4 protein-coding genes are annotated in these 2145 nt (G+C 38.2%); all 4 read left to right on the forward strand.

Annotation, left to right across the window (positions count from 1 at the left end):
* A partial coding sequence (gene cas6 / locus IQ228_RS25105; protein ID WP_193964864.1) for a CRISPR system precrRNA processing endoribonuclease RAMP protein Cas6 occupies positions 1–126 on the forward strand: 126 nt, incomplete at its 5' end.
* 121 nt (positions 127–247) lie between these two features.
* Complete coding sequence (gene cas4 / locus IQ228_RS25110; RefSeq protein WP_228044075.1) at positions 248–844, forward strand: CRISPR-associated protein Cas4; 597 nt, start codon at positions 248–250, stop codon at positions 842–844.
* Positions 845–878: 34 nt separating this feature from the next.
* Positions 879–1856, forward strand: a complete 978-nt coding sequence (gene cas1d / locus IQ228_RS25115) for a type I-D CRISPR-associated endonuclease Cas1d (RefSeq protein ID WP_193964865.1) — start codon at positions 879–881, stop codon at positions 1854–1856.
* Positions 1853–2145 (forward strand): CRISPR-associated endonuclease Cas2 (gene cas2 / locus IQ228_RS25120; protein WP_027404186.1); only part of this gene is annotated, 293 nt, incomplete at its 3' end. The genes cas1d and cas2, both read left to right, overlap by 4 nt.

Genomic DNA, 2145 nt, shown 5'->3' on the forward strand with positions numbered 1-2145 from the left:
GGCTGGGTAAAATATCGGTTTCCAGACCCCGAACAAGCCAGAATTGCCACTGTTTTAGCTAACTTCGCTGTCTTTTCTGGAGTCGGACGGAAAACAGCTATGGGTATGGGACAAGTAAGAATTTAGAATTACCCATTACCCATATCTCGTTCCCAGTCTCTGACTGGGAATGCTATCACAGAGGCTCTGCCTCTGCTGTTATTGAAGGCAGAGCCTTCTAGAATTCATTCCCATACAGAGTATGGGAATGAGAAAACGAGAAATTACCCATTACCCATTACCAAATAAAATGAATGAAGATTATTTACCATTAGCTTATCTCAATGCCTGGGAATATTGTCCTCGACGATTTTACCTCGAATATATATTAGGTGAAATGGCGGAAAATGAACATATTATTTTAGGTCGTCATGTCCACCGCAATATTAACGAAGAAGGGACTTTTCAAGAAGGAGAAACCCTAATTCATCAACAACAATGGGTGTGGTCAGAACGCCTCAAAGTTTCTGGGATTATTGATGCTGTCGAAGAATATGATGGTCAACTTGTGCCTGTGGAATACAAAAAAGGCAAGATGGCACAACACCTAAATGACCATTTTCAAGTTTGTGCAGCGGCTTTATGTTTAGAAGAACGCACAGGTCGCACAATTACCTATGGTGAAATATTTTATCATGCCAATCGTAGAAGACAAACTGTGGCATTTACACCGCAATTAAGGCAAATGACAGAACAAGCTATAGCCCTCGCTCATGTTGCAAGTCAAAACAAAATGCCAGCACCTATTGACCATCCTAAAAAATGTCAATCATGTAGGTCTGCAAGGAATTTGTTTACCTTTTGAAGTCAAACAATTACAACGTCAAGAATATTAAATTATGCCTACTCTTTATATCATTCAACCTGATGCTGTTTTAAGCAAAGATTATGAAGCTTTTCAAGTAGCTTTGAAACAAGAAGACGGTTCTTGGAAAAAACAAAAAGTTGCGGCTCAAACAGTAGACGAAGTTATTTTGATGGGTAATCCCCAAGTCACCGGCGATGCTTTTGTCTATGCTTTAGAATTGGGAATGCCAGTGCATTATCTTTCTACCTTTGGTAAATACTTGGGTTCAGCTTTACCTAAGTCTTCTCGGAATGGTCAATTGAGATTAGCACAATATGCAGTTTATCATGATCCTGTGCGGCGTTTGGAATTAGTTAAGGCAATTGTTAGTGCAAAGATCCATAATCAATATAATGTCTTGTACCGACATAATGAAAAGGATAATCTGCTCAAAGAACGGAAAATTTTAGTTAAAACTCAACAAAATATAGATCAAGTTCGTGGTGTGGAAGGTTTAGCAGCTAGGGAATATTTTGCTTGTTGGCAAAGAATGATAGGTAAACAATGGACTTTTAATGGCAGAAATCGCCGTCCACCTACTGACCCTGTTAATTCCTTACTCAGTTTTGCCTATGCTTTATTGCAAGGTCAAGTTATGGCTGGTGTTCATGTGGCAGGATTAGATCCTTATATTGGCTATCTCCACGAAGTTCATCATGGTCAGCCGGCAATGGTGTTAGATTTAATGGAAGAATTTCGAGCTTTGATTGCTGATAATTTGGTACTGTCATTATTGCATAAACACGAAATTAAACCCGAAGATTTTAACGAAAGTTTGGGTGCTTATCGCTTAAAGGACAATGCAAAAAAAACATTCTTGCAAGCTTTTGACAAAAAAATGAATGATGAATTTAAACACCCACTGTTTGATTATCGTTGTACCTACAGACGAGCAATAGAATTACAAGCACGGTTACTGAGTCGTCATTTACAAGAAGGTATTCCCTACAAACCTTTATCATTAAGATGACTACACTGTTTTATCTGATTATTTATGATTTACCTGACAATAAAGCAGCCAATAAACGTCGGACTCGTTTACATAAAATGTTGAGTGGTTATGGTAAGTGGACCCAATACAGTGTATTTGAGTGCTTTTTGACTGCTGTACAATTTGCTCAGTTGCAAACCAAGATAGAAAAACTGATCAAGTCTGATGAAGATTCTCTTAGAATGTATGTGTTGGATGCTGGGAGTGTGAGAAGAACTATTACCTATGGTTCGGAAATCCCTAGACAAGAACAGGCTATCATTATATA

Origin of the sequence: Dolichospermum sp. LEGE 00246, from assembly GCF_015207865.1 — a bacterium.
Lineage (GTDB): Bacteria > Cyanobacteriota > Cyanobacteriia > Cyanobacteriales > Nostocaceae > Dolichospermum > Dolichospermum heterosporum.

Bases quoted from the DNA above. Each gene is read 5' to 3' on its own strand.
- cas1d (WP_193964865.1), top strand. From the start codon at position 879: ATGCCTACTCTTTATATCATTCAACCTGATGCTGTTTTAAGCAAAGAT.
- cas4 (WP_228044075.1), top strand. From the start codon at position 248: ATGAGAAAACGAGAAATTACCCATTACCCATTACCAAATAAAATGAAT.